This is a genomic window from Streptomyces sp. NPDC127190 (genome assembly GCF_042672505.1).
GTDB lineage: Bacteria > Actinomycetota > Actinomycetes > Streptomycetales > Streptomycetaceae > Streptomyces.
This window is the reverse complement of sequence record NZ_JBHXVE010000004.1, coordinates 339073-365476: the sequence shown is the minus strand read 5'-3', so window position 1 is coordinate 365476 and position 26404 is coordinate 339073. Positions and strand designations below refer to the sequence as shown.

The 26404-nt window shown below is 73.5% G+C and carries 24 protein-coding genes; 10 read left to right on the top strand and 14 right to left on the bottom strand.

Annotated features, from left to right (window positions below):
• Positions 1-68: 68 nt before the first annotated feature.
• Positions 69-581, bottom strand: a complete 513-nt coding sequence (locus tag ACFVIU_RS09755) for a DUF1877 family protein (protein ID WP_385841700.1) — start codon at positions 579-581, stop codon at positions 69-71.
• Between the two features lie 383 nt (positions 582-964).
• On the opposite strand from ACFVIU_RS09755, the gene ACFVIU_RS09750 reads away from it, so the two are divergent.
• Positions 965-1597, top strand: a complete 633-nt coding sequence (locus ACFVIU_RS09750; RefSeq protein ID WP_385841699.1) for an RNA polymerase sigma factor — start codon at positions 965-967, stop codon at positions 1595-1597.
• Positions 1598-1695: 98 nt separating this feature from the next.
• A complete protein-coding gene (locus ACFVIU_RS09745) occupies positions 1696-2514 on the top strand; it encodes a hypothetical protein (RefSeq protein ID WP_385841698.1) in 819 nt (272 codons plus the stop codon).
• A 354-nt stretch (positions 2515-2868) separates the two neighbouring features.
• Here the strand turns inward: ACFVIU_RS09745 and ACFVIU_RS09740 are convergent, their stop codons facing one another.
• Positions 2869-3234: a hypothetical protein gene (locus tag ACFVIU_RS09740; protein WP_385841696.1), complete on the bottom strand. Its 366-nt coding sequence runs from the start codon at positions 3232-3234 to the stop codon at positions 2869-2871.
• A gap of 128 nt (positions 3235-3362) precedes the next feature.
• Here ACFVIU_RS09740 and ACFVIU_RS09735 point away from each other — a divergent pair, with 128 nt between their 5' ends.
• Positions 3363-6506 (top strand): ATP-binding protein, encoded by a 3144-nt coding sequence (locus ACFVIU_RS09735; RefSeq protein WP_385841695.1) that lies wholly within the window; start codon positions 3363-3365, stop codon positions 6504-6506.
• Here the strand turns inward: ACFVIU_RS09735 and ACFVIU_RS09730 are convergent.
• Together ACFVIU_RS09730 and ACFVIU_RS09725 are read right to left on the bottom strand one after the other, a co-directional pair.
• Positions 6484-7284: an ABC transporter permease gene (locus ACFVIU_RS09730; protein ID WP_385841694.1), complete on the bottom strand. Its 801-nt coding sequence runs from the start codon at positions 7282-7284 to the stop codon at positions 6484-6486. The two genes, ACFVIU_RS09735 and ACFVIU_RS09730, sit on opposite strands and share 23 nt — an antisense overlap.
• Entirely contained in the window at positions 7281-8252 is a 972-nt protein-coding gene (locus ACFVIU_RS09725; protein ID WP_385841693.1) for an ATP-binding cassette domain-containing protein, read from the bottom strand. Before ACFVIU_RS09725 ends, ACFVIU_RS09730 begins: the two co-directional genes overlap by 4 nt.
• Positions 8253-8407: 155 nt before the next feature.
• Here ACFVIU_RS09725 and ACFVIU_RS09720 point away from each other — a divergent pair, with 155 nt between their 5' ends.
• Positions 8408-8905 carry a hypothetical protein gene (locus tag ACFVIU_RS09720; RefSeq protein WP_385841692.1) on the top strand — a complete coding sequence of 166 codons (498 nt, stop codon included), beginning with the start codon at positions 8408-8410 and terminating at the stop codon, positions 8903-8905.
• Between the two features lie 38 nt (positions 8906-8943).
• On the opposite strand, the gene ACFVIU_RS09715 is transcribed toward ACFVIU_RS09720, so the two are convergent.
• On the bottom strand, positions 8944-9528 hold the full coding sequence (locus ACFVIU_RS09715) for an HD family hydrolase (RefSeq protein WP_385841691.1): 585 nt from the start codon (positions 9526-9528) through the stop codon (positions 8944-8946).
• 69 nt (positions 9529-9597) lie between these two features.
• Positions 9598-10074 carry an NUDIX domain-containing protein gene (locus ACFVIU_RS09710; protein WP_385841690.1) on the bottom strand — a complete coding sequence of 159 codons (477 nt, stop codon included), beginning with the start codon at positions 10072-10074 and terminating at the stop codon, positions 9598-9600.
• Positions 10075-10242: 168 nt separating this feature from the next.
• On the opposite strand from ACFVIU_RS09710, the gene ACFVIU_RS09705 reads away from it, so the two are divergent.
• Positions 10243-10596, top strand: a complete 354-nt coding sequence (locus ACFVIU_RS09705) for a hypothetical protein (RefSeq protein WP_385841689.1) — start codon at positions 10243-10245, stop codon at positions 10594-10596.
• A 19-nt stretch (positions 10597-10615) separates the two neighbouring features.
• On the opposite strand, the gene ACFVIU_RS09700 is transcribed toward ACFVIU_RS09705, so the two are convergent.
• Positions 10616-11206, bottom strand: coding sequence for a hypothetical protein (locus tag ACFVIU_RS09700; protein WP_385841688.1), 591 nt, complete (start codon positions 11204-11206; stop codon positions 10616-10618).
• Here ACFVIU_RS09700 and ACFVIU_RS09695 point away from each other — a divergent pair.
• Positions 11192-12163, top strand: a complete 972-nt coding sequence (locus ACFVIU_RS09695) for a helix-turn-helix domain-containing protein (protein WP_385841687.1) — start codon at positions 11192-11194, stop codon at positions 12161-12163. The genes ACFVIU_RS09700 and ACFVIU_RS09695 overlap by 15 nt on opposite strands.
• Positions 12164-12303: 140 nt before the next feature.
• On the opposite strand, the gene ACFVIU_RS09690 is transcribed toward ACFVIU_RS09695, so the two are convergent.
• Both ACFVIU_RS09690 and ACFVIU_RS09685 read right to left on the bottom strand, forming a co-directional pair.
• On the bottom strand, positions 12304-17145 hold the full coding sequence (locus ACFVIU_RS09690; RefSeq protein WP_385841685.1) for a DNA repair ATPase: 4842 nt from the start codon (positions 17143-17145) through the stop codon (positions 12304-12306).
• Positions 17146-17272: 127 nt separating this feature from the next.
• On the bottom strand, positions 17273-19468 hold the full coding sequence (locus ACFVIU_RS09685) for a flotillin family protein (RefSeq protein WP_385841684.1): 2196 nt from the start codon (positions 19466-19468) through the stop codon (positions 17273-17275).
• A 308-nt stretch (positions 19469-19776) separates the two neighbouring features.
• Here ACFVIU_RS09685 and ACFVIU_RS09680 point away from each other — a divergent pair, with 308 nt between their 5' ends.
• The 3 genes from ACFVIU_RS09680 (at position 19777) to ACFVIU_RS09670 (ending at position 21825) form a co-directional block, all read left to right on the top strand.
• Positions 19777-20814 carry a PucR family transcriptional regulator gene (locus ACFVIU_RS09680; RefSeq protein WP_385841815.1) on the top strand — a complete coding sequence of 346 codons (1038 nt, stop codon included), beginning with the start codon at positions 19777-19779 and terminating at the stop codon, positions 20812-20814.
• 136 nt (positions 20815-20950) lie between these two features.
• On the top strand, positions 20951-21442 hold the full coding sequence (locus tag ACFVIU_RS09675) for a hypothetical protein (protein WP_385841683.1): 492 nt from the start codon (positions 20951-20953) through the stop codon (positions 21440-21442).
• The gene (locus ACFVIU_RS09670) at positions 21439-21825 is read left to right on the top strand and encodes a winged helix-turn-helix domain-containing protein (RefSeq protein WP_385841682.1); all 387 of its coding nucleotides are present in this window, start codon (positions 21439-21441) and stop codon (positions 21823-21825) included. Before ACFVIU_RS09675 ends, ACFVIU_RS09670 begins: the two co-directional genes overlap by 4 nt.
• 136 nt (positions 21826-21961) lie before the next feature.
• Here ACFVIU_RS09670 and ACFVIU_RS09665 read toward each other — a convergent pair whose 3' ends face one another.
• The 4 genes from ACFVIU_RS09665 to ACFVIU_RS09650 form a co-directional block, all read right to left on the bottom strand.
• Entirely contained in the window at positions 21962-22909 is a 948-nt protein-coding gene (locus ACFVIU_RS09665; RefSeq protein WP_385841681.1) for an MIP/aquaporin family protein, read from the bottom strand.
• Between the two features lie 90 nt (positions 22910-22999).
• Positions 23000-23665 (bottom strand): SDR family NAD(P)-dependent oxidoreductase, encoded by a 666-nt coding sequence (locus ACFVIU_RS09660; RefSeq protein WP_385841680.1) that lies wholly within the window; start codon positions 23663-23665, stop codon positions 23000-23002.
• Positions 23666-23710: 45 nt separating this feature from the next.
• Entirely contained in the window at positions 23711-23932 is a 222-nt protein-coding gene (locus ACFVIU_RS09655) for a hypothetical protein (protein WP_385841679.1), read from the bottom strand.
• Positions 23933-24012: 80 nt separating this feature from the next.
• Positions 24013-24699, bottom strand: a complete 687-nt coding sequence (locus tag ACFVIU_RS09650) for a DUF6445 family protein (RefSeq protein ID WP_385841678.1) — start codon at positions 24697-24699, stop codon at positions 24013-24015.
• 225 nt (positions 24700-24924) lie between these two features.
• On the opposite strand from ACFVIU_RS09650, the gene ACFVIU_RS09645 reads away from it, so the two are divergent.
• A complete protein-coding gene (locus ACFVIU_RS09645) occupies positions 24925-25656 on the top strand; it encodes a DUF4142 domain-containing protein (protein WP_385841814.1) in 732 nt (243 codons plus the stop codon).
• 17 nt (positions 25657-25673) lie between these two features.
• On the opposite strand, the gene ACFVIU_RS09640 is transcribed toward ACFVIU_RS09645, so the two are convergent.
• Positions 25674-26297 (bottom strand): helix-turn-helix transcriptional regulator, encoded by a 624-nt coding sequence (locus ACFVIU_RS09640; RefSeq protein WP_385841677.1) that lies wholly within the window; start codon positions 26295-26297, stop codon positions 25674-25676.
• Positions 26298-26404: the final 107 nt, after the last annotated feature.

The following is a 26404-nucleotide window of genomic DNA, read 5'->3' as shown; positions in this document are numbered from 1 at the left end:
AGTCGTTTCCCCTGTCTGGGCGACCGCCACGGCCGTCCGCATGGACAGAGCGCACGCGGCCCGAAGTGTTACACCCCGGTCTCGGCGAGCCGCTTCACCACCGCGTCCCCGGCCTCGGCCGTCCGCGTGTAGAACGCCGTCAGTTCCCGGTGCCCCGCCGCGAACGCACCCCAGGTCTCGGACTCGCCGGAGGCACCGCCGTAGCGGGGCAGCAGGGCGTCGCGGGCGAAGAGCCACAGCGCGTCGAAGTCGGCGGTGGCGAGGAAGGCGGCGACCCGGCGGGTCTGGGCCGCCGTCAGCACCAGGAAGGGCGGTTTGCCCGGGTCGGTCCGGTACAGCGGGCGGCCGCCGAGCACGACCTGGGCCTGGGGCCGCTCCGCGACGGCCGTGGCGGGGCGCGGGACGGTGCCGGCGTAGAGGCGCTCCTGGTCCAGATAGCGCTCGTCCAGCACCTCCTCGCGATGCCGGAGGGTCCGGTGCCGGACGGCCTCCGAGCCGCCCTCGAACAACCGCTCGATCCAGGTCGCGCTGTTGCGCAGGGCCGGTGGCGGCACGGCGCGCAGTCGGAGGTACGCAGTCATGCCCAAAAGAGCGCGGGGAGCCGGGGAAGCGTCACGGGGGCGGCGGTGACGTGGGGGTTCGGGGAGACGCGGAGGCGGGAAGCCGGCGGCGGCCGGAACCCCGGGCAGTGGTGGGGGTTCCGGCCGCGCGCCGGACGCTCTCCGTGTCGCCGCCGGGGGGAGACAGAAGCGGCACGGAGAGCGGTACCCATGCAGCGCACGGCCCCGGCGAAACGTCACCCGGCCCGGGGCGACGGGCGTTCCGGGTGCCCGTTTCGTGAACGACGGCGGCTCGGTTGTGACATTTCCGTGAGGGCGGGCGCTGGGCATAGGGGGCCGCCGCTGCGGACGGAGCACGGCGGGCGGCAGGGGATCGCAACAGACCGGTGCGAACGAGGACATACTTGAGCCAGGCACGACAATCCCGGCGCGTACAGGTGTACGACGGGGAATTGGGCACGGCGGTCGCACGGGCCCAGGAGGGTGACGAAACCGCTTTCGCCGTCGCCTACCGGATCGTGCAGCCGGGTCTCCTCGGCTATCTGCGCGGACTGGTCGGCGACGACGCGGAGGACGTGGCGTCCGACGCCTGGCTGGAGATCAGCCGCGACCTGGGGCGCTTCAAGGGAGACGGGGCCGGGTTCCGCGGCTGGACGGCGACCATCGCGCGGCACCGCGCCCTGGACCATCTGCGCCGCCAGTGGGTACGGCCCCGGTCCGGCGGTACGGAACAGGACGTGCTGGACATGCCCGGCCCGCACAGCACCCATGAGCAGGCCCTGGAGTCCCTCTCCACGGAACGGGCCCTGGCCCTGGTGCACGGGCTGCCGCGGGACCAGGCCGAGGCCGTCCTGCTGCGGGTCGTCATCGGACTGGACGGTCCGGCCGCGGCGCGCGTCCTCGGCAAGCGCCCGGGAGCGGTGCGCACCGCCGCCCACCGCGGCCTGAAACGCCTCGCCGGGCAGCTGGGCATCCGGGGCGGCGCGGACCCGGGTGTGACGGATGGGGCCTCCCGCACGCTGGGGAAGTCGACATGAACGACGACGGCAGCAAGGGGCCGGCGAACGGACCTCAGGGCCCGGCGCGCCGAGCGAACGGGACCCGTCGGACTGGTCGGACCGGAACGGAAGCGGACATGGGTGAACGAATGAGCGGTGGCCTGGTTCCCGGCCGTCGGCATGAGCACCCTGGCGGCGCCGTGTGCGGCCGGCCGGACGACGACGGCACCGGCACCGGACTGGACACCGGCGCGGACACCAGCGCCCTGGAGGCGGCCCTGGCCGCCGCGCTGCGCGGCCCCGAACCCGAGCCCGGGACCGCGGCCGAGGAACGGGCCCGGGCCGCCTTCCGGGCCGCCATGGACACCGGAGCGCACCGGGCGCGCACCCGGCGGCGGGACGACTGGCGGCCGTCGGCGGAGCGGCGCGCCGCGCGCTCGCGGCGGACCCGGATCACCTTCGGCGCGGTGTTCGCGAGCCTCACCCTGGGCGGTGTGGCGGTGGCCGCCATCGGTACGGCCGGCTCGCACGGCCACGGCACGCAGGCGGACCGGCGGCTCGTGACACCGTCGGCCGTCGCCCCGGACCGGCCGGGCACCACGCCCTCGGCGGTGGCCCCCGGCGAGAGCCCCGGCCCGTCGGACGCCCCGTCCCCCGCCCGGGACACCGAGGCCCACTGCCGCGCCTACCAGCGCGTCGAGGGCCGCGGCCGTGCGCTCGACGCGACGGTCTGGCACCAGCTCGTCACGGCCGCCGGCGGCAAGGACAAGGTCGCCGCGTACTGCTCGGCGGAGCTGGGACGGCCCACGGCCACGCCCCACCGGCCCGGCAACCCGGGCAAGCCCTCCGACCCGGGCCGCCCGGCAGGCAACGCCCCCTCGGCGAAACCGACCGCCCGCGGCACCGCCGCGAACGGCCATCCGGGCGAGGGCCGAGCGGAAACCAGACACCCCTAGGGCCGAGGCCGTCCGACGGCAACGGGAGAACACGGACGGGCTCCCGGCCCCCGCACACCGGGCCAGGGCCGCTCCTGGCCTCGGTGGAGACCCGTCGGACGGCGACCGGGGAACCGCCCGCCGAACCCGCAGGGCCGCCACCACCGATCCCCGGGCCCGCCGGCCCCCAGCGGGTTCCGTACACCACCCGCAGGCGCGCGGCACCGGCCCCGGACCACCACGCCCCCAGCCCACCTCTCCCACCTCCCGGCCCCGCCCCACAAGGCGCAAGACCCGCCGAACGGCGATAGAAGTGGTGCCGGGCGGAGACCGAACTGCCCGGGCGCACCCGGTGACCGACGCCGGGCCGGCCGCTCAGAGACGGTCGGTGAGGTCCTCCGCGTAGACCTGGGACAGCGGCTGCGGGCCCACGTACTGCTGGCAGTTGCAGTCGCCGGCCTCGTAGCGCACCGGCTTCTTGTTCTCGTCCCAGGCGGTGGGGACCTCCACCCGCTCGTGGCAGCGGCCCTGCTTGTCGTGCTTGGCCAGATGGTGCGTGCACCCGCACACCGGCTCCGGCGTCCGCTGCGACGCCTCCACGGCGAGACGTTCCTGCCGGGCCGCGTTCAGCAGCTCCAGCTTGCGCTCGTGCCGGTTGCGCAACGCCGTACGGACGGTGTCGGCGGCCCAGGCGAAGCCCCCCGTCCAGAAGACGATCATCACCCACCAGAACCAGTCCACGGTTCCACCTTCCCCCTGTGTCCCCCGGATTCCCCCGGATTCCCCGTGCGCCGCAGGTCACGCGGTCGCCCGTCCAGGATAGGAGCAGCACGGGACCGGACGCCGGTGCCGGTGGCTACTCTTCACCCGTGACCATCGAGCTGGCCCTGCTGACCCAAGTCTCCTGCCACGGGCGGGAAATCACCGCGCCCAGGCTGCGCGGCCTGCTCGCGCTGCTCGCCGAGGACCTGCGCGGCGGATGCAGCACCGGGCAGCTGGTGGCCGGGCTGTGGCCGGACGAGCAGCCGGAGCGGCCCGGCAAGGCGGTGCAGGTCCTGGTGTCCCGGCTGCGCGCCCAGGTCGGCGCCGACCTGGTCGTCAGCACCCCGGCCGGCTACCGGCTGGCGCTGGACGAGACCCAGGTCGACAGCTCCCTGCTGCCCCGGCACGAGGCGGCCGCCGCCGAACACGCCCGGGCCGGCGACCACGCGGCCGCCCTCGCCGAGGCCGAGGCCGGACTCGCCCTGTGGGACGGCTCGCTGGGCGCCGCCGCCGGGGAGGAGCTGTACGACCCGGTGGCGGCCCTGCGCGCCGCCCGGCTGCCGTCCCTGCACGCCCTCGCCCGGGCCCGGGCGCTCGCGCTCGCCCGGCTCGGCCGGCGCGAGGAGGCCGCGGGCCCCCTCGCCGAACTGGCCCGGGAACACCCGCGGGACGAGGAGCTGCTCGCCGAGCTGCTGCGCTGCGAGGCGGCCGGCGCCGGCCGGGCGGCGGCCCTCACCCGGTACAACGACTACCGCCGCGCCCTCCGCGACGAGCTGGGCACCGATCCCGGCCCCGCGCTGCGCGCCGTCTACCAGGAGCTGCTCCGCGCCGACGCGGCACCGGTCCGGCACGGGGTGCCGCACGAACCGAACCCGCTGCTCGGCCGGGACGCGGACATCGCCGCCGTGACCGGGCTGCTGCGCACCAACCGGGTGGTCACCGTCACCGGCCCCGGCGGGCTGGGCAAGACGCGGCTGGCCCACGCGGTCGGCCGGGCCGCCGAACATCCCGTCGTGCACTTCGTCCCGCTGGCCGGTGTCACCTCCGACGACGACGTGACCGGCGAGGTCGCCTCGGCCGTGGGCGCCGGGGACGGACGGCAGCCCGGCGGCCCGCCGGACGTCGTACGCGGCATCGCCAGCGCGCTCGGCCCCGGCCCCGCGCTGCTGGTGCTGGACAACTGCGAGCAGGTGATCGCCGGAGTCGCCGGCCTGGTCCAGGCGCTGGTGTCCCGCTCCAAGGAACTACGGGTGCTGGCCACCAGCCGGTCCCCGCTCGGGCTGTCCTCGGAGGCCGTCCACCCGCTGGCCGAGCTGTCCCTGACCACCTCCGTGGAACTCTTCGAGCAGCGGGCGCGGGCCGCCCGGCCCGGCGTGGAACTCCCCGCCGACCAGGTCGCGGAGATCTGCCGGCACCTGGACGGGCTGCCGCTCGCGGTGGAACTCGCCGCCGCCCGGGTGCGGGTGCTGTCGGTGGCCGACATCTCCCGCCGGCTGCGCGACCGCTTCACCCTGCTGCGCGGCGGCGCCCGCGACGCGCCCGCCCGGCACCGCACCCTGCACGCCGTGGTCGAGTGGAGCTGGAACCTGCTGGAGCCGGACGGCCGCGCGGCGCTGCGCGCCCTGTCGGTGTTCCCCGGCGGCTTCACCGAGGAGGCCGCCGAGTATGTGCTCGACGGCGACGGGGACACCCTGGACCTGCTGGAGCAGCTGGCCGGCCAGTCCCTGATCAAGGTGGACGACGGCCCCTCCGGGACGCGCTTCCGCATGCTGGAGACGCTCCGCGAGTTCGGTGCCGCCCGGCGCGCCGAGGCCGGAGAGGAAGAGGCGGTCGCCGGCCGCTTCCTGTCCTGGGCCCGGGACTTCGGCCGCGCCCACCACGATGTGCTCTTCGGCGCCGACCCGCGGCACTCCTGGATGCGGGTACGGGCCGAGCAGGACAACCTGGTGCTGGCCCTGCGGCACGCGCTGGCCCGCGCCGACGGGCCCGCCACCGCCGCGCTCACCGCCGTACTGGCGTCCCTGTGGTCCACCGACTCCAACTACGCGCGGCTCGCCGCGCTGGCCGCCGAGACCGGCGGGCCGCTGTCCCGGTACCGTCCCGACCCCGGGCATGCGCAGGACGTGGAGGCCGCCCGCAGCGCGGCGGCCGTGTGTACGGCCGTGCTGTTCATGGGCCACGGGCCGCGCGCGGTACGGCAGTTGGCCACCCTGCGCCGACTGCCGCCCGCCGCGCCGGACACCGTGCTGCGGGCGCTGGCCGCCGTGCTGAGCGCCGTACCGGAGATCCGTGCGCCGCAGTACACCCGGCTGCGGGAGCTGTGCGAGGCCGACGAGCCGCTGCTGGCCGGGGTCGCGTCGGCCGTGGCCAGCTATGTGTGGGAGTCCGAGCACGAGACGGAACGCGCGCTGGAGTACGCCCGCCGGATGCTGGAGAAGCTGGAGCCCTCCGGCAACCCGTCCATGCTGCTGATGGCCCACGGGCGGGTCAGCGAGTTGTGCCTCCAGTCCGAGCGGGGCGCGGAGGCGTACGGCCATCTGCGGGCCGCGCTGGCGCTGGACGGGTTCGGCGACGGGTCGGACGCGCTGGGCATCCGCTGGGGGCTGGTGCTGGCCTGTCTGCAACGCGGGGAGGTCGACGAGGCCGAGTACTGGCTCGGGCTCATGGCCCTGGACCGGAAGAGCGACTCGGCCGACATCTACACCTTCGACCTGCCGGTCCGCGCCGAGATAGCGCTGGCCCGGGGGCTGACCGAGCTGGGGCTCGGGCTGTGGCGCCAGGTGGTGGAGCGGATACGGGAGAGCGGCGCGCTGTACGCCGACGACCCGTTCGCGGACACCTGGGGGCTTCAGCTCCAGTCGGCCGCGCTGGCGGCGCACGCCCAGCACGGGCGGCTGGAGCCGGTGGCGGCGCTCGCCGGGCAGCTGCGGGACCGGCTGCTGCGGCTGCTCGCGGGCGACCCCGACGACCCCGCCCCGGTGGAACTGCCGGTGTACGGCACGGTCCTGCTGGCCCTCGCCCAGGCCTCGCTCGCCGGGGGTGCCACGACGGCCGTACGGCTCATCGCGCTCACCGAACGCATGCCGGTGGTGCGGGAGTTCCCGGTGCTGTCCTCGGCCCGCGCCCGGCAGGCCGCCGAACAGGCCGACAGGGCGGCGTACGACGAGGCGAGGTCGTCGTACACCGCCCTGGGGCGGGAGGAGCTGCGGGCCGCGGCCCTGCACGAACTCACCGCTGCGGCTCGCGGTTGAACCGGGCCCGGGACCAGAGGTAGCCCAGCACGGTGAAGCCGAGGAACCAGGCGACGGACAGCACCGCGTCCCGGGTGCCGATCGGGCTGCCCAGCAGCAGTCCGCGCAGGGTCTCGATGGCGGGCGTGAAGGGCTGGTACTCGGCGAACCAGCGGAACCAGCCCGGCATGGCGTGCACCGGCACGAACGCGCTGGACAGGAACGGCAGCATCACCAGCGGGTAGCCCATGTTGCTGGCGCCCTCCGGGTTGGGGCTGATCAGGCCCAGGCCGACCGCGATCCAGGTCAGGCCCAGGCTGACCAGCGCCATCAGGCCGGCCGCCGCGAGCCACTGAACCGGTGTGGCGTCGGGCCGGAAGCCGATGGCCAGCCCGATGCCGAGGACGAGCACCAGCGCCGCCATGGTCTGGATGACGCTGCCGATCACATGCCCGGTCAGCACGGAGGTGCGGGAGATCGCCATGGTGCGGAAGCGGGCCATGATGCCCTCGGTCATGTCGGTGCACACGGACACCGCGGTGCCCAGCGAGGTCATGCCGGCGGTCAGGAAGAGAATGCCGGGCACGAGGTAGGCGACGTAGTCGGACCGGTTCGCGTGGCCGCCGTTGATGCCGGCGCTCATCACGTTGCCGAAGACGTAGACGAACAGCAGCAGCAGGATGACCGGGGTGAGCAGCAGGTTCAGGGTGAGGGAGGGGTAGCGGCGGGCGTGCAGGAGGTTGCGCCGCAGCATGGTGAGGTTGTCGCGGAGGGCGTGGGTGGGGGCGGGGGTGCTCATCGGGCGGTCGTCTCCTCGGTGCGGGCGGGAACGGTGGTGTTGCCGGTCAGGGCGAAGAACACGTCGTCCAGGTCGGGGGTGTGCACGGACAGCTCGTCGGCCTCGATGGCGGCGGCGTCCAGCCAGTCGAGGATGGCGCGCAGCTCGCGCTGGCTGCCGTCGCTGGGGATCTGGAGGGTGAGCGACTCGTCGTCCCGGCTGGTCTCGCGCAGCGCGGCCGCCGCCCGCTCGTAGGCCACCGGGTCGGAGAAGCGCAGCCGCACATGGCCGCCGGGCACGAGCCGCTTCAGCTCCGCGGCGCTGCCCTGGGCGACGAGCCGGCCGCCGTGCAGCACCGCGATGCGGTCGGCGAGCTGGTCGGCCTCCTCCAGGTACTGGGTGGTGAGGAAGACGGTGGTGCCGGAGGCGACCAGCTCGCGGATGATCTGCCACATGGTGTGCCGGGAGCGCGGGTCGAGTCCGGTGGTCGGCTCGTCCAGGAAGATGATCCGCGGCGCGCCGACCAGGGTCATCGCGATGTCCAGTCGGCGCCGCATGCCGCCGGAGTAGGTGGAGGCGGGCTTCCGCGCGGCCTCGACCAGGTCGAACCGCTCCAGCAGCGCGTCCGTCACCCGCCGTCCCTCCGCCCGGGGCAGATGGTGCAGGTCGGCCATCAGCAGCATGTTCTCCTCGCCGGTGATGAGCCCGTCCACGGCGGAGAACTGCCCGGTGACCCCGATGGCGCCGCGGACCGCCTGCGCCTCGCGGACCAGGTCGTACCCGGCGACCCGCGCCTCGCCGCCGTCGGCGGGGACCAGCGTGGAGAGGATGTTGACCGCGGTGGTCTTGCCCGCGCCGTTCGGCCCGAGGAGGGAGAAGATCGTACCGGCGGGCACCTCGATGTCGATGCCGTCGAGGACCGTCTTGTCCCCGTAGGACTTGCGCAGTCCGGTCGCCGCGATCGCGGCTTCGTCGTAGCTCGTCGTCATGGAAGAGAGCGTGCGGCCGGGCGGGTTCAGAACGGCTTCAGCCCGGTTTCAGCACGGGCCGCCCCGGTTTCAGCGACCGATGCGGCCGGTCCCCTCCCTGCGACCGATCCACTACGCTCCCCCCGAACAAACACTCGGGGGGCCATATGTTTGCCATGTCCGCCAGACGCTGGTGGATCGCCGCCGGCACGACGGCCGTCCTGGCCGGCGGGGTCGGCACCTACACCTACCTCGACGGCGACTGGCCCTCCAGCACACCCCCGCGGCCCGTCACCGGCCTGCGCGACACGATCCAGCACGTCTCCGCCCAGACCACCGAGGCGACCCGGCCGCACCTGGTCAAGACCTGCACGACCGGCACCCGCCGGGTCAGCCACTCCTCGACCACCGGCACGGGCAGCCACCGCACGACCCGCACCTGGTACACCACCGAGCGCTACCGCGACTGCCGCTCGGTACGGCACGGCACGGAGACCTACACCCGGATCCTCCACCCCGAACGCTGGTGCGTCCGCCTGGACGCCGTCGACGGCGACCCGGCCGACAACGACGTCTGGTACCGGGTCGGGCGGGGCGACTACTACCTGGCGCTGGCCGCGGATTACCACGCCCGCATGAAAGTGACGCCGCTGGACTCGGCCCCGGGGTGCTGAGTGCCCTCGGTCAGCTGCGGAGACCGCCCTGTCGGCGATCAGAGTTCCGGCTTTTCCTCACGGGTGCGGTGCATCCACTCCAGTGGACCGCGCCGCAGGGCCTCTTCGGCGAGGCGCTTGGCGGAGGCCGTCTTCAGCGCGGCGAGGGAAGTGTCGATCCACGCCTGTGTGTGCTGGTTGCCCTGCGCACGGTATTCGACGGCCTGGAGAAGACATTCCAGCTTGTCCGCGTCCCGGGCACAGACGGCTTCCACCGTCTCCCGCCCCTCGTACTCGGCCACCGCGCTGCCCACCACATCGGCCAGCGGCTCGGGCAGTGCCGCGGTCTGGTCCACGGTGACCTCGACATTGGCTGCTGCCTTGAGATACCGCTTGCCCAGGTGGGGAATGTCGGTGGTGCGAGTCTCCTGGCTGTCATGGAAGAGCGCGAGAAACGCGGCGCGCTGCGGGTCGGCGCCCTCCATCGCCGCGACGGCCGACGCGATCACAGCGGTCCGGTGGGAGTGATCCGCGATGCTCTCCGGGTCGGGCACTCCGGCGATCACCCAACCAGTGCGCTTGTAGCGCTTCAGGAGGCCGATCTCATAGAGGAAGTCCACCACCCGCGCATCGTTCTCTGCCATGAATCTCCTTGTCCCCAACGGAACGTCTTCTCGGGCCTGCGGCGTCGCCCAATGCCCCCGCTATATCGGCTACATCCGCTCGTCATCTTCCACGGCCGCCGACCCGGTGTTCCCCAGGCCGTACCACGCACCGATGGCCTGCTTGTAGCCATCCGGCATGTTCAGACCGGGCACCTCGTGCGCACTGAACATGCCCAGCTGCTTGTGCTCGTGGCTGACGACCGGAGGTCGGTCGGGAGTCAGCACGGTGCAACCGTAGGTCACGATCAGTACCCGCCGACCTGGGATGGGCTGGTAGATCCAGACACCACCGTCGATGAGTGGGCCTGCTTTGACCTCCCAGCCGGTCTCCTCCTGGATCTCACGCTCCAGCGCCGCCTCCGGACTGCTGTCCGGCAGCTGAACGCCGTCGACTGTGCCGATCTCCAGGCGGCCTCCGGGCAGTTCCCACTCATCACGCTCGTTCCGCAACAGCAACACGCGATCAAACGCGTCGAGCGCAACGCCCTTCACGGAGACGGGCCAGAGCGGCGGCGTGTACGTCATGACGTCCTCGTCCTGCGGGGTGCGTGCCGGGTCTTCGGAACGTAGCACCCGCGCCCTCACCCGCCGCGCGATCGCCTGATGCCCCGCCACCCAGAACCGGCAGGAAGACAAGCGCGGATGAGTACGACAGCGGATGTGCGGGCCTACGGGCGCGTCGAGGATGACGGGATGACCACTCCGACCCCCGCCCGTGGCCCGGTCGCCGCGCTACTCCTCCTGGCTGCGCTGGTCCTGCTGCCCCTGCTGATCGGCCTGTTCTACGTCAGCCAGGACACGCTCGCCTGCTTCGGTCAGGCCACCGCCTGCCGTGGTCAGCGCGCGGCGGTGATGTCGGTGGTGCACGCGGCCATGGCCCTGGTCGCCGGGCCCTGCGCCGGCGCCGCCCTCCTGGGCCTGACCGGCGCCGCCCTCAACCGCCGTGCCGCCGTCTGGGCGGCGACCGGTGCCCTGCTGGGCGCGATGGCGATGTGGATCGTCACCCTGCATGTCCTGGCACAGGCCTTCTCGCAGTGGGAGTTCTGAGGGCCGGACGCGCCCGTCGCTATTCGGATACGTCCGTCATCGCATGCCGTCCAGCCGCGATCAGCCGTGCGACGGCGAGCGGCGCGCACAGCTCGGCGGCCGACCTCATCGGCACCGACCAGTAGGAGGCACCTGCCCCCGGGAGGCACCGCGTGCGGCCCACCTGCGGAACGCCCAGATAGGTCCCGTTCCCCAGCACTTCGACGCCCGCCTTCGCGCGCCACTCCGCAGCCGCCTCCTTCCAGCTGCGGGCCATGCTCGCGGGCACGAGGGCGTAGTAACGGCGGCCCTGTGGGTCACAGATGACCGGTCCGCTCCTCAGGGCGTCATCGAGGACGGCGTCGACCTCTTCGGCATCGTCCGTCAGCGCCATCGCGAAGACCAGCCGGCCCGGAATCCGTACAGCGGAGAACAGAGTGCCCAGCGGCAGCAGGGCCACCCCGTTCTCCTGCCACTCAGCCCTGATCCGCTCGTGACTCGCGGCGGGGCAGGTCGCCATCAGCCACTGCTCGACCGCCAGCCGCCGGTCGGCGGTGGAGTGCACCAGCATGCCGGGCCCCGGTCCGACCGGTCGCAGTGCGGCGGCTCCGGGCCCATGGGTAGCGTTCACGGTGTCGACGCTCCTTCACAGCGTTGGCCATGCCCCCAGGCCGTCAGCGCGGTCGGGGGGTCTTGTCGTAAGGGATCGTGGCCTGCCGTCAGGGACGAATCTCCCTGTGCGCGAGGACAGTTGGGCTCGCTGCCGATAGGGTCACAAGAAGGCCCAAAAGTCCCTGCCCAGGGGGTTGATGTGAACGCCAGACTTCGTTCCGCGATGGCCGAAGCGGGCCTGTCCCCGCGCCAGCTCGCTTACCGGGTGGGGGTATCCCGGAAGCAAGTGGAACGATGGGTTTCGAACGAGGCGTTAACGCCCCATGCCAGGAACCGCGAAGATGCCGCCCGCGCGCTGGGAGTGGACGAGGAAATGATCTGGCCACAGGTGGTCAAGGACCGCATCAAGACCGGAAACGACCGCGAGATCATCCACAGCTACCCGTACCGCACGGCGGCACCGTCCGCCTTGTGGGCGGAGCTGGCGGAAGCAGCCACACGAGAGATCGTGCTGGGCGGGTACACCAACTACTTCTTCTTCACGTCCGTCCCCGCGTTCGCCGACATCCTGCGCCGCAGAGCAGAGGCAGGTGTCGGCGTGCGGATCCTCCTCGGAGATCCGGAGGGCGAGGTGACCCGGCAGCGCGAGGCCGTCGAGGACACGGCACTGAGTGTGTCCACCCGGATCAGGATCACCCTCGAGCACCTGGAACGGCTCGGCCCGCTCGAAGGCCTGGAGACCCGCTACAGCGCGGCCGAGGACGCCGTGAACCATGTCTCCCTGTCGGTCTTCCGCTTCGACGACGACGCGTTGGTGACGCCCCACCTCGCCCGGCTGGTCGGCCATGACTCGCCCCTTCTGCATCTGCGGCGCCAGGGCGACGGCGGTATGTTCGACCGCTTCCGCGACCACGCGGAGGAGCTGTGGAGCCGGGGCACCCCCATACGGCGAACGACCACTGACCCCATGGCGTGACCACCGAGGTTCACAGCATCAGGCGGCCCGGCACCACATCGGCGCTCACTCCCCGTCCCGCCGGTCCCGGCGGATCAGAGCCGCCGTGAGTGCCGTCACGACGAGTACCGCGCAGCAGACCGGGGTGAGGAAGCCGAGCATCAGGGGGTTTCGGGGCGGGAGCGGGTGATTGCGGATTCCACTGCTGCGATGCGGTCCGCGAGCAGGGTGAGGGCGGCGATCGCCCGGGTCGTCGGGTCCTGGTCCGGGGTGCCGAGGGTGCGGGTGCGGATGTGGGCCGACTTCAACTCGGCCCGGCGGGCGGTCTGTTCCGGGGTGAGGGTGCCGCGCAGTTCGGCGAGTTTCAGGAGGTTGGCCTCGGCGCCGGTGGTGAGGGTCTGGGCCTCGGCCGTGTAGTGGTCGTGGACGACGGCCTCGCGTTCGGTGTCGTTCATGACCGGGCGCAGCCGCTGGGCGATCTTGTTCATGTCGCGGTAGGAGCCCTGGAGGCGGAAGGGGGGTTCCGTGCGGGCGGCCGTGGCCTGGCCGGCGGAGGCGATGTAGGCCGCGTTGACCGACAGGACCGTGTCGCGGACGGCGAGGAGGTGGCGCAGGACGGAGACGGTGCGGTCCAGTTCGGCCGGGGGCAGCGGGGACGAGAGGCGGTCCGCGCGGGCCGTGGGGTCGCCCGCGGCGAGCCGGACCAGCAGCTCCAGGTCGGCCCGGTCGCGGGCGGCGAGCGGGGCCAGGACCGGGTTGGCGGTGAGCGCGTTCTCCACGAAGCTGAGGGCGAAGACGTCCTCCTTGCCGGTGAGGACGTCGCCGAGGTTCCACACGTCGGCCCGGTTGGCGAGCATGTCGGGGATGCGGAAGCGCTCGCCGGACTCGGTGTAGGGGTTGCCCGCCATGCACACCGCGAACCGCTTGCCGCGCAGGTCGTAGGTGCGCGGCTCGCCCTCCCACACGCCGTCCACGCGCCGGGTGGCGTCGCACAGCGGGATGAACTTCTGGAGCAGCTCCGGCGAGGTGTGCTGGATGTCGTCCAGGTAGAGAAGGGTGTTGTTGCCGGCCGCCAGCGCGAAGTTGATCTTCTCGATCTCGCGGCGGGCGGTGGCGTTCGGGGCGTCGGCGGGGTCCAGCGAGGTCACGGCGTGGCCGAGCGCCGGGCCGCTGATCTTGACGAGCATCAGGCCGAGCCGGTCGGCGACGTACTCCATCAGGGTCGTCTTGCCGTAGCCGGGCGGGGAGACGAGGAGGAGCAGGCCGCCGGTGTCGGTGCGCTTGGACTCGCCGGTGGTGCCCAGCTGGCGGGCGAGGCTGTCGCCGATCAGGGGCAGGTACACCTCGTCCACGAGCCGGTTGCGGACGAACGCCGACAGCACCCGCGGACGGTGGTCGTCCAGGCGCAGCCGCTCGCGTTCGGCCGCCAGCAGGGCCGTACGGCTGCGCTGGTAGGCGCGGAAGGCGGGGACGTCCGTGGCCGCGAAGCGGGCCGTGCGGGCGAGGAACTCGTCCAGCCGGAGGGTGATGTGGCCGCCGTGCACGCGCGGGTGGGTGCCGAGGAGGCCCTCGGCCGTCACGGTGAGCGGGGCGTCACCGTCGTAGCGGGCCAGGTCCGGGCACAGCTCGGCGGCGACCGCCTCGGCCAGCTCGCCGGGACCGGCCTCGGCGCCGGTGGCCGCGGCGAACGCGCCGAGCCAGGCCGCGACCACCTGCCGGCGCGCCGCCAGCTCGGTGAGTCCCTCCAGGTCGTAGCCGCCCTCGGCGTGCCGGAACTTCTCCAGCAGGGCGCGCGCGGCGGCGCCCAGCACGAACCCCTCGGGCCCGCAGGTCAGTTCCTCGAAGAGGTACGCGGCGGCCGGGCCGGCATCCGCCTCGCCGTCCCACGCCTCGATCGCCGCGGCCAGCTCCCGCTGAAGCTCCCCGATGGCCGGTACGGCGCCGAAGGCGTCCCGCGCCCGGGCCAGCGACACCGCCCGCCGGGTCCAGGCGGTGCGCGCGTCCGCCGTCGTGCCGTGCGCCCAGAACAGCTGGGCGGTGGCCCGCGCGGCGGGCTCGTGGCGCAGGGTGCCGGCCCCGTCGTGGAGCGGCAGCAGGGCGGTGAGGAGGAGCGTCGCGTCGTGGTCGTGGACGCCGCGCTCGTACCCCTCGTCGTAACGCCCCTGCGCCGCCCGGCGGACCAGTGCGGGCAGGTCGGCGGCGGCCAGGGCGGCCGGGCCGTGCTCGGCGAGCAGCCGGGCGGCGAGGTGCTCGGCGCGGTAGACCTCCGGGGACTCGGAGGGCAGGTGGCGGTCCCAGTACCGGCGTGTCTCGGCGAAGGCGGGGTCGGTGACCGGGCGGCGGTAGTCCGTGCCGGTGACCGCGAAGGCGAGGCCGTCGCCGTGCGGGACGAGCGTCAGGTCGAGCGGCTGGGTGTTGACGGCGAAGCGGTGCCCGCCGAGCAGCAGGGCGTGGCCGTCGTCGGCGTACAGGTCGGCGCGGTCGCGCAGCGCGCGGGCGGCCTCCTGGCGGGCGGCCTTGAGCCGGCCGTCCAGCTCCTCGGCGCGCACGCTGTCGCCGAGCCCGCGCAGCTCCTCCGCGGTACGGCGGACCTTGGCGACCAGCGGATCGGAGGCGAAGTAGGCGGTGACCGCGTCGGCGTCGGGCAGGCCGGCGGCGCGCCGGGCGACGGTCTCCAGCACCCGCCCGGCGGAGACGGCGAGCTGCTCGGCGCGGCGGGCGCGGGCGTCGGCGAGGGACTGCTTGCGGGCGGCGAAGGCCTCGTAGATCTCGGTGCGCTTGTCCGCGAGGTCGGCGAGGAAGTCGTCGAACTCGGCGAACCGGCCGTCCAGTTCCTCCAGCCGGGCCAGCAGCGAGGCGAGCTGGTCGTCGCACTCCTCGGGGGTGCCGGACACGGCGAGCGCGGCGGTGACAGCCTGCGCGAGCAGCGCCGTCTCGGCGGCGAACTCGGCGCGTCCCTCCTGGTCCTGGAGGCCGCGGCGGCGGCCCTCCAGGGTGGCGCGGGCCCGGTTGACGCCGCCCAGCACGTCGGCGATCCGCTCCAGCACCGCCGTACGCACGGTGGCGTCGGCGATGTCCAGCCCGGTGACGACCTCGGTGACCGTGCGCAGACCGTCGGCCAGCTCGTCCAGGCGGGCAGCGACGGGTGCCGCCGCGGCCACCGTCTCGATGGCGGCCGCCTCGGCGACCAGCCGCTCGACCTCCTCCCGCTGCCCGGTGAAGGCGTCCTCGCGGGCCAGGAAGGTCACCGCGCGCTTTCCGAAGGTGTCGAGGTCGGCCGCCGTCCGGGCGGCCAGCTCGTCCACCTGCGCGGTGTCGACGTAGCGCAGTTCCTTCAGGGTCAGCAGATGGCCGTGCGCGTGCCGGAGTTCGGTCAGTCCGCGCACCCAGGCGGCGGCCTCGCGCGGGGCCTCGCCGCGCAGCCGGCGCACCACGGCGGCGATCCGCTCGGCGCCCTCCGCGAGGGCCTCGGCGGCCTGCCGGGTCAGCTCGCGGACCGTCTCGAACTCGCCCAGCACCTGCTCGCCGGTCTCCCGTACGGCGGTCAACGGGCCGAGCAGGCCGCCGAGTTCGGGGTCGTCCAGCCAGTGGTGGGTGTCGGCGGCGCGGACGCAGGCGGCGACCAGCGCGCGGTAGCCCTCACCGGTGTGGATGCCGTCGGCCACCAGCCGGGCCACGGACAGGCAGTCGGCGAGCCCGCGCACCAGGTCGGCGTTGCCCACCCGGGCGAGCGCCCCGGTGCCGGTGCGCAGCGCGGCCGCGTGGGTGTCGGAGACGTACGGCGAGGTCCACCACTGGAGCGGATGGGTGTGCGCGGGCTCCTCCCCGGCGGTGCGCAGCACGGCCAGGCCGCCGTCCCCGAAGAGCGCCCAGCCGCGGCACGGCAGCGGGTTCGCGACCTCCTTGCGCAGGGTGTTGTACGACAGCAGCAGGGTGCGGCCCGCGGTGCGGGAGCGGAACGCGTACAGCACGTCCTCGCCGTTCGGCGCCCGCACCTCGCGCTCGAACTCCAGCCCGTCGACGTCGAGTTCGTACGTCTTGTGCGCCCCCGTGGCCAGGCAGTAGCCGCCCGGGAACACGATCCCCTGCTCCTCCGGCAGCCGCCGGCAGGCCTGCCCGATGCCGTCCAGCCGGACCACGGCCCGGGTCAGCGTGTTGAACACCAGGTAGCGGTCGGCGTCCTCCTTGTACGGCCGCACCCGCAGCAGCACCAGCGGGCCGACCCGGGCGTGTGCGACGGCGGCGTCGGCGAGGGCCTGGAGGGGCTCGTGCACGGGCTCGGTGTACAGCACGTCCTGCTGTGCACCGTCTCCGGAGTCGTCCCGCGTGCGGACGGTGAGGTGCCCGCCGACGGTGGACACGCCCAGCCCGGCGGGGACGGCCACATAGGGCTCCCGGCCCAGGACGTGGTCCTCGCGGGTGGTCTCCGTCCAGGTCAGGTCCTGGGCGGGCGGGAAGACGTCGTCGCGGTCGCCGCGGGCGTCCAGGAAGCGGACCCGGTCGTCGTCGCCGACGTTCCAGCGCAGGGCGCGGACGTCCTCGGCCTTGTCGCCGGTGCGGAACACCGCGAGCAGCCGGCCCTCCACCCGGCGCAGCCGCAGCAGCCGGGCCTGCCGGTAGTAGCGGTGCAGGGCGCTGAACTCCCGCACGAACGCCGGGTCGTCGAGCAGACCGGGTACGGCGTCCTCGGCCAGCCGCTCGCCGTCCCGGCCGTACAGCGCGAGGACGTCCCCGACGGCCGGCTCGGCCTCCCCGCCGCCGGGGTGGACGCTGCCGAACAGCAGCGCGTCCCCGACGGCCACGATGTCGCCCGGAAGACAGGGGTGCGCGGTGCTCAGCCTGCCGGTGGCGGCGAGCTCGAGCCCGGCGGAGCCGAACTCCTCGGCGCGCCGGGCGTTCAGCGCCTCCGCCCTGTGGGCCAGCTCCCTGGCCTGCGCGGCGAGCCGGTCGCGGAGCACCTCGTAGGTACCGGCGTCGACGGATTGCTCCGCAGGGGTTGCCATGGGTTGCTGCTTCCCTTCGTGGGCCGGGTGGGGTCGCCGTGGGGGTTGGGGTGGTGGGCGATGCCCCGCCCCGGCCGTGGCCCCGGTCCCGCCGCCGACCCCCGTGCGGGGGCGGGACCGGGGGTTCTCAGGAGGCGCGGGCGGGTGCGCTGCCGTTCAGGGCGGTCAGCGGGGTGTCCGAGAGACCCAGCTCACCCGCCCGGTCGAGCAGCTTCTGGAACTGCCCGGCCGTGGCCCCGCCCCCGTTCATCAGCTTCATCAGCAGCGCCGACACCGTCAGGTTCTGCACATCGGCGGTGCCGACCGAGCCGAGGATGCCGCTCAGGTCCTCGGTGAAGCTGCGCGACCCGTCCAGCCAGGGCCCCGCCAGGGTCTGCGCCGTACGGGAGTTGTCCATGAACCCGTCGACGCCCTTGCCGAGCGCCACCGAGGAGACGAGCCGGTCGAAGAAGACGGACTCCCCGCCGACGATGTCGATGTCGGCGTGCTCCAGGCCGGTGGCGAGCACCGTGGCCTGCGCCTCGGCGACCTGCCGCTGGGTCTCCAGCCCGGCGAGCCGGACCTCCTTCTCCGTCTGGAGCCGCAGCCGGTACTCCTCGTGGCCGCGCGAGGCGTCGTCGAGGGCGGCCATCGCGGCGGCCTTCTCGGTCAGACCGGCGGCCTCGGCCTTCAGCTTCTCGCCGATCGCCGTGGCCTCGGCGAGCGCCTTGGCCTTGGCACCCTCGGCGTCCGCGAGCCCCTTCGCCCGGGTGCCCTCGGCCTCGGCCTTGAGCCGCGCCTCGGTGGCCTCCGCGGCGGCGCGGGCGCCCTCGGCCTCCGCCAGGGCCTTCGCCCGGGCGCCCTCGGCCTCGGCGAGCGCCTTCGCCTGGACGCCCTCGGCCTCCGCACGCAGCAACGCCTGGGTGGCCTCCGCCTCCGCGCGGCCGGCCTTGACGGTGACCTCGGCCTCCTTGTCGCGGACCTGGACGGCGGCCAGCCCCTCCGCGGCGGCCTCCGCCTGGACGCCCTCGGCGAGCCGCAGCTTGGCCCGGGCGTCGAGGTCGGCGGTCTTCAGCCGGGCCTCGGCGAGGGTGAGCGACTCGGCGGCGTGGTGCCGGGCGGCCTGCTCGGCGGCCTCGGCGGCCTTGATGTCCTTGACCAGCTTCTCCTGCGCCTCCGCCTCGGCGGCGATGACGATGGCCTGCCGGTCCCGCTCGGCCTGCTCGACCGCGCGGAGCTTCTTGATGGACTCCTCCTGCTCGGCGACCGTACGGTCCACCGCGACCCGCTCCCGGATGACCTCGGCGATCTCCCGCTTCTCCGCCTCGACCTCCTTCTCGGCGGAGATCTGGGTCAGCTGGGTCTCCCGCTCGCGGGCGATGACCTCCAGCATCCGGTCCTTCTCGATGCGCTCGTTCTCGACGGCGATGACCCGCTCGCGGTTCTTCGCGGCGACGGCGATCTCCCGGGCCTGGTTCTCCCGCTGGACGCCCAGCTGCTCCTCGGTGCGCAGGAAGGCGCTCTGCGCGCGCAGCCGCTCCTCCTCGACCACGCGGGCGGTCTCGGCCTCCTCGCGCGCCCGGGAGGTCTCGATCTCCCGCTTCTGCTTGATCTCGGCGTCCGCCTGCCGGCGCTCCAGCTCCAGGATGGCCTCGCGGGCGTCGACGTTCTGCCGGGTGATCTCCTTCTGCTCGTTGCGCTGGGCCTCGTTGGTGCGCACGTGCTCGATCGCCGTCAGCTCGGTGATCTTGCGGATGCCCTGGGCGTCGAGGACGTTGGCGGGGTCGAGCTGGGTGAGCGGGGTCTGCTCCAGGTAGTCGATCGCGGCGTCCTCGAGGTGGTAGCCGTTGAGGTCGACACCGATCAACTCGATGATGTGGTACCGGAGTTCCTCGCGCTTGGTGTAGAGGTCGGTGAAGTCCATCTGCTTGCCGACGGTCTTCAGCGCCTCGGAGAACTTCGCGTGGAACAGCTCCTGGAGCGTGTCCTGGTGGCTGGCGCGCTCGGTGCCCACGGACTGGGCGACCTTGATGACGTCCTGGACGGTCTTGTTGACCTTCACGAAGAACAGGATGCGGATGTCGGCCCGGATGTTGTCCCGGCAGATGAGCCCGTCCCGGCCGGAGCGGCTGATCTCGATCGTCTTCACCGAGATGTCCATGACCTCGGCCTTGTGCAGGATCGGCAGCACGACCTGGCCGGTGAAGGACACGTCGACCCGGCGGGTCTTCGACACGATCAGCGCCTGGCTCTGGTCCACCTTGCGGTACAGCCGGGAGAAGAGGACCAGCAACAGCAGTACGACGACGAGACAGGCGGCGATGAGCACGCCGAGCGCTTCCATGGCATACGTCCTTGCGTCAGACGATAAATCGGAGCCCCCGTGGTCCCGGTGCCGGGCGGCGCCGTACTGCCGACGCCCGGCACCGGGACCCTCCGTAGCGCTCCCCCGCGCAGCATGCTGCGGGAGAGGCGCACGCCCGCGCATTGCCGGTTTCCGGCAGTCTTCACTACTGTCTGCATGCCGGAAGGGCGCTAAGAAACCGTCACCGGCGCGTCAGGATCACGGAAACGGGGGCCGCTTCCGGGGGAGCGGTGCATGGGGGCGGCGTGCGCGAGCATCAGGACACACCGGGGCACTATCCGAACTACCTGGAGGGGTTCCCGCGCGCCCTCGCCGAGGCCGCGGCCACCGGCCGCCGGCTGACCCGGGAGGAGCTGAAGGAGCGCCGCGCCCTGGGCGAGCAGGCGGCCGAGGCCGGGCACGGGCTGCGCGCGCTGGTCGTCGCCCACCTCGCCGCCGCCCGTGCCGCCTGGCCGGCCGGGCCGGTCTCGGCGGAGAGCACGCTGGCCGCGCTGGCCGCCGTGGAACAGGCGGTGGACGCGTTCGCCGAGGGCTACGAACGCGCCCAGCGGCTCGCCGTGCGCCGGGAGGAGGCGGCGCGCCGGGAGTTCATCGACGACCTGCTCTACGGCCGCAGCGACCTGGGCCGGGTCGCCTCCCGCGCGGAACGCTTCGGTCTGCGGCTGTCCCGCGCGCACGCGGTCGCGGTGGCCGAGGGCCCGGTCGCCTACGGCGAGGGCGACCCGCTCGCCCGGAAGGTCGAGGCCGCCGTGCTCGCCCGGTTCGACTCGCGCAGCATCCTGCTCACCACGAAGAACGGCCGGCTGCTGTGCATCGCGCCCGGCGACGAGGACGAGGTGCTCACCTACTTCGCCAAGCAGGCGTACGCGGCCACGGACGGCTGCCGGGTCGCCATCGGCCGCCCGCAGCCCGGCGCCGGCGGGGTCGTGCAGTCGTACGAGGAGTCGCTCGCCGCGCTGGAGATGGCCGGCCGGCTCGGCCTGGACGCGCCCCTGCTGCGCGCCGCCGACCTGCTGGTCTACCCCGTGCTCGCGCGCGACCGGCAGGCGATGGCCGACCTGGTGCAGCACACCCTGGGCCCGCTGACCTCGGCCCGGGGCGGCGCCGTGCCGCTGCTGGAGACCCTCTCGGCCTACTTCGACTCCGGCTGTGTCGCGGCGGAGGCCGCCCGCCGTCTCTCCCTCAGCGTCCGGGCGTTCACCTACCGCCTGGAGCGCATCCACAAGCTCACCTCGGCCAACCCCGCCGACCCGTCCCACCGGTACATGCTCCAGACCGCGGTCATCGGGGCCCGCCTCCTGGACTGGCCGAACCGGCCGCTGTGAGGGCGCCGGGGCCGCCTCGGCCGCCTCACGGGGCATCAGGAAAGTACTTGCATTTATGGAAAGTACTGTCCATGCTGAAGGTACGCACGGAGGAGCGGACCGACCAACCGCCCCTCCCCACACCGGAGGTACACGTATGGACACGGGGGAACCGATGGGCACGGGCGAACCGATGGACCCGAAGCAGGCCGAGGAGGCCCTCGCGGCCGCCCGTTCCGCGCGCTGCGCGGCGCAGAAGGCCGGCGACGAGCGGCACCGGCCGCTGGGCTACGCGATCGGGCAGGGGCTGGCCTCGGCGGTCGGCTTCAGTGCGCTGGGGCTGGCCGACCGGCAGCCCCAGTGGGCTCCCTGGCTCGCCGGGGTCGGGGTGCTGAGCCTGCTCGTCTTCCTCGCGCTTATCTGGGCGGGCGTGCATCACACCGGGACGGTGCGCTGGTTCGGCCGGGACAGCGGGTGCGACCGGCCGCGCTGGCAGGCGTGGGTGCTGCCGCTGACGCCCGTCGCGATCGGCCTGCTCGGCTACGCGTTCTACGGCGCCGCCGGCTGGCTCGTCGCCTTCGGCGTGAGCGAGGGCGCCGGACGCGTCCTGACCGCGGCCCTGGCGGGACGGGTGGCGAGCACGGCATGACCGATCCCGGCAAGGCGCCCCCGGCCCTCGACCGCGAGCTGCACCATCCGACCCGGCTGGCCCTCGCCGCCTACCTCTCGGCCTGCGGCGAGGCGGAGTTCGGCGTCCTGCGGGACTACTGCCAGGTGTCCGACTCCACGCTGAGCAAGACGCTCTCCGCGCTGGAGAAGACCGGCTATGTCAGCATCCGCAAGGGCCATCTCGGCAAGCGGCCGCGCACCTGGGCCTCGCTCACCTTCGCCGGCCGCCGGGCGCTCACCCGCCATCTCGCGGCCCTGGAGGAGATCGCGGCGACGGCGCGCCGGGCGGCGGCCGGCCAGGACACCGGCGGCCGAGCGGCCGGCCAGGACACCGGCCGAGCTGTCGGCCAGGACACCGGCTGACCGGCCGGCCAGGACACCGGCCGAGCTGTCGGCCAGGACACCGGCCGAGCTGTCGGCCAGGACACCGGCCGAGCTGTCGGCCAGGACACCGGCCGAGCTGTCGGCCGGGGCACCGGCCGACCGGCCGCCCGGGCGGCTACTCGTCGTCGACGGTCCGCACCGGGGTGACCTCCCCGGGCTCGCGCAGCTCGGTCTGTTCCGAGCGGACGAGCAGGACGTCTCCGACGAAGAGGTCGTAGATCAGCACCCCGATCACTCCGCCGATCAGCGGCCCGACGATGGGGATCCACCAGTAGTTGCTGAACGCGCCGGAGACGCTCCCCGGGAACGCCAGGCTCTTCCAGCCGGCCAGCCAGGTGAACAGCCGCGGCCCGAAGTCACGGGCGGGGTTGATGGCGTAGCCCGCGTTCGCGCCGTAGGACATGCCGATCGCGGCGACGATGAAGCCGACCAGCAGCGGTCCGAGGTTGGACTGCACGGCCTGGTTGCGCAGGTCGATGATGGCGACGACCAGCATGACCAGGAAGGCCGTGCCGACGATCTGGTCGATCAGCGGGCCCCAGACCCCACCGTGGAAGTAGGGCGCCGGGAAGGTCGCGAAGATCGAGAACGTGGCCAGTGTGTGCCCGTTCGTCTTGGGCCCCCTCGAGGCGCCGTCGAAGGCGTTGATCGCGTTGTGGTAGACGAGGTAGACCAGCGCCGCCCCGGCGAACGCGCCGACGAGCTGCGAGATCCAGAAGGGCAGCACCTTCGCCCAGGCGAAGCCGCGGCGCACGGCCATGGCCAGCGTCACCGCCGGGTTGAGGTGGGCGCCGCTGACGCCGCCGGCGACGTAGACGCCGAAGGTGACGGCCATCGCCCAGCCCCAGGTGATCAGCAGCCAGTCACCGGCCGCGAGGAAGATCGTGGTGGGGGTGGCGGCGCGGCCCGAGCCGGGCAGCGCGGCCACCGCCATCGCGACCACGCCACAGCCGAAGGAGATGAGCACGAAGGTCCCGAGGAACTCCGCGAGGCACTCGCCCAGCAGCCCGCCCCTGCTGCGCATGCGGGACGGCTTGATGAGCGCGGGAATTTCGACAGCCATGGAGGCCCCCTTGCAGAGGACAATACGGCCAACATCACCATATTGGCGTACAGAGCCCTTCCCCGCAGAACGGGACCGGCCGGGGCCGCCTCAGCTGTCCAGGTCGTCGGCGTAGTGCCGGAACCCGTGCCGGTCCCGGTGCATGCCCCACAGCAGCTCGGCCAGCACCTCCGGGTCCTTGCGCGCGTGCCCCGGCACGATCGCCCCCGGGATCACCAGCTGCGCCACATGGATCGACTCCCGCGCCAGCCGGTCGTGCAGCAGATGGCCGTACGCGCTCTCGGCGGCGAACGCCACCGACGTCCCGGCCCGGTCCGGCTGCGGTACGGCCGCGGCCCCGCCGTTGACCAGCAGAATCGTCCCCCGTCCCAGCCGCCGCATACCCGGCAGCACCCGCTGTACGGCGGCGACGACCCCGTACACCGAGAACTCGATGGGCCCGACCAGATCCCGGGGTCCGGTCTCCAGCACCGGCCGCATGAAGTCCCGGTGCGGTACCGGGCTGTACTGGAGCACCTCCACGGTCCCCAGCTCGCGCGCTGCGGCGTCCAGGGCGGCACCCAGCTTCTCCGGCCTGCGGACGTCGGCGGTGAAGCCCCGGGCGGTGACGCCGTGCTCCGCCAGGTCCCGGACGAGTCCGTCCAGCCGCTCCCGGTCCCGGGCGACGAGCGCGACCCGGAACCCCTCCCGCCCGAAGCGGCGGGCGACGGCGACCCCGAGCCCCGGCCCGGCGCCCACGATGGCGATACTGCTCACCCACCATCCCTACCGCGCCCGCGCCGGCAGCGCACCCGGGCCGGGCTACCGCCCGGAGCCCCGGTCCCGCAGCGCGCCGACGCCGTCGACGCCGGCGAACCGGTGCCGTGCGTGCGCCAGCCGCCGCGCGTCCCGCAGCCCCCGGGCGGCCCGGGCCTCGATCCCCGCGGCCTCCGGCCCGCCGGCCGGCCGCCGCCGCTCGCGCCGCACCAGCACCGCCACGGCCAGCCCCAGAACTCCGGCCACCGCTCCCAGGGCAACGCCCATACGACCCACCGTCCCCGTCCATACCCGATCGGCTTCAGACCAGGCGACGATACGCCTGCCGCGCCGGGCCGGCCTCGGGCTCAGGCCATCCAGAAGAAGACGGCCGTCATCCGCTTCTCCTCCAGCGTGGTGCCGCAGTAACCGGTCGCGCTGTGCACGAGGTTGGCGTTGTAGAGGAGCAGCCGGTTGTACTTGTGCGGGACGCGGACGTCCTCCTCGAAGTGGTCGCCGGGGACGTACCGGGTGCCGAGGGCCTCGACCAGGTTGTTGTGCGGGGCCTGGACGATGTTGCCGCCCAGCCGGCCGCCGGGCAGCGACTGGCGGTAGAAGGCGGTGCCGCAGTCCTTGGGGGCGGTCGGGTTGAGGTAGAGCACGGCCGCGTACCGGCACAGGGCGCGGGAGTCGGTGTGCGGCCGCGGGGTGCTCTCGCCCTCGCCGACCACCTGGACGCAGTTGTGGTTCAGCGTCCCGCCGCCGGGCGCCTGCTGCACCCACAGCTCCTTGGCGCCGGTGGCCTGCTTCACCAGCCGTTCCACGCGGGCCAGTTCGGCGGGCAGCAGGCCGGGCATGGCGCGCAGCCCGGGCCAGGTCTCGGAGGTGTACGGGTAGCCCTCGACCCAGTCGTCCTTGGCCAGGCACCGCTCGCGTACGGCGTCGACGTCGGGCAGGACATCGTCCAGGACCCAGTAGTCACGGCCCTTGGTGGGCTTGCGGTAGGGCAGGACCGGCAGGGCGGCGGGCGTCCTGGGGGCAGGCTGTGGGGGCATGCTGCGAATCTAGGCCGGGGTTTGGTACGGCTTCTCCCGGCGCCGGGTCAACCTTTCCCCAACCGTCTGTCATGTACACCAACACAAGATCAAGGGATCTTTACCCGTCCGACACCCGCCGGGCCGAGAAGAACCGCTCCGCCGTGCGTACTCATGGGCGTCCGAACCGCCCCTGCCGCAGGAGACACGGTGCGCTTTTCACGGAACGCGGTCGGCACCCTCGTGGTGAGCGGTGCCATGGTCCTGACCCTCACGGCCCTCGCCTACCCGAGCATGCTCGGCCTGGACAAGGTCACCACCGCCCAGGACCGCGTGATCGCCAGCACCCAGTGGGGTCCGCTCACCGAGCAGGACCGCGACTTCGTGGTGAAGGTGCGGGCGGCCGGCCTGTGGGAGTACCCGGTCGGCCAGCTCGGCCTCCAGAAGGCCACCACCCCCGGCGTCCGCACGGCCAGCAAGCACCTGGTCGACGGGCACGCCGCACTGGACGCCAGCTGCCGCAAGATCGCCCCCATGCTGAACATCACCCTGCCCGACCTGGCCAGCCCCCAACAGCAGGGGTTCGTCAGCCAGTTGAAGGCGGACAGCGGGAAGAAGTTCGACAGCGACTTCGCCAACATCCTGCGGATGACGCACGGCGCGATCTTCAACACCATCGCGAAGATCCGCTCCACCACCAAGAACTCGCTGGTGCGCGCCCTCGCCGACCAGGCCAACGACACCGTGCTCGACCATATGACGGTGATGGAGAAGACGGGCCTGGTCGACTTCGACCAGACCCTCTTCCAGCAGACCACCCCGCCCAAGCTGCCGAACAGCGACCTGACCCCACCAGCCCCGGCCCCCGGCCAGCCGGAAGTCGTCCTCACCCCGCCCCCGAACCCCACCTCCACCCCCCTGGACCTCAACGGCCTCCTCGGAGGCGGTGGCACGACCCCGAGCCCCTCCGCCGGCTAGACGAGTAGTTCCGCTTGTCATGGCGGGGGGATGAGTGCCGCCAGCGCGGTGGGCTGCACCGCGCCGGCGGCGGCCGAGCCGAGCAGCAGGCCGGCCAGTTCATGGGGTCGCGCCTGCTCACCGGTCGGAGCCGCCGCGGTGATGCGGTCCAGTCGGAAGCCCCGCCCCGCCTGCCGCGTGCGGCACCAGGCGATGAGGTACCACTTGCCGTCGGCGGTGAGCAGCCCGGCCGGTTCAACGTCGCGCTCGCTCTCCTGCCCCGCCGCGTCGACGTAGGACAGCCGCAGCACTGTGCCGTCGGTGAGAGCCTGCTCCACCGCGGTCCGGACCGACTCCGCGGTCCGCGTCGGCAGCACGACGATCCGGGCGGCGAGTTCTTCGGCAGCCGTCGAGGCGGGGCCGGTCATCGAGGCCGCGATCTTCTGGGACGCCGTACGGACCGCGCCGGCATAGAGGGCGGAGGCGTCGGCGGCGGCGAGCGCGGCGACCAGCGCCGCGGCCTCTTCGGCGGTGAAACGGATCGGCGGGAGAGTCATCGCCTGGTCGATCGACCAGCCGCCGCCCCGCCCGGTTGTGGTGCGCACCGGGACACCCGCCTCCATCAGCGCCTGGAGATCGCGCTGCACCGTCCGCGTGCTCACCTCGAACCGGGGGGGGGGGGGGGGGCGGGGCCGGGCCCCGGCCCCGCGCCGCGCCGCCGCGCCCGACACCCCACACCACGCAGGCGCGAGGAGAGGCTCGCTGGGTG